A 529-nucleotide genomic window follows, 5' to 3' on the forward strand; every position below is an offset into this window, starting at 1 on the left:
CGCGGATCGGTCGCCCGGGCCACCCGCAGCTGCCAGGGCAGCAGGCGCGGCCGGGGCCGGAACGCGCACAGGACCCCGACCCCACCGCTCAGTTCCGCCGCCAGCGTGGGCTCCTCGGCCATCGTCCACCGCAGCGCCGTGCGCAGGTCACCCTCGGCGCGGCGCAGCCGTTCGTACCCGCCGAGGTCGCCGTGCTCGGACAGCGACCCGGCGGCCCGCTCGAGAAGGTCGACACACCACCGCGCGTGCCGCTCGCGCACCTTGCGCTCGGAGTCCGCGCCGGCCAGCCGCCGCGCCGACACGCGGTGGACGAGGTCGGGCAGCCGGTACCGCACCGGCCGGTCGGCGCGTTCGTCGCGCGTGCCGCCGGTGGGCGTCAGCAGCCCCACCCGCGCCAGCCCGGCCAGGGTGCTCTCGGGGTCGTCGTCGCCCTCGGCGACCGCCGCGCACAGCTCGCCGTCCAGGCCCGCGTCCGTGCCGGTGTCGGGTCCCGTCCCGGCGTCGAACACGGTGAGCGCGGCCAGCACGT

1 pseudogene is annotated in these 529 nt (G+C 78.4%); it reads right to left on the minus strand.

What is annotated here, in order from left to right:
• Positions 1-529, minus strand: a pseudogene (locus tag SACPADRAFT_RS33015) (hypothetical protein); the annotation flags it as partial.

The sequence above is a fragment of the Saccharomonospora iraqiensis subsp. paurometabolica YIM 90007 genome, from assembly GCF_000231035.2.
Lineage (GTDB): Bacteria > Actinomycetota > Actinomycetes > Mycobacteriales > Pseudonocardiaceae > Saccharomonospora > Saccharomonospora paurometabolica.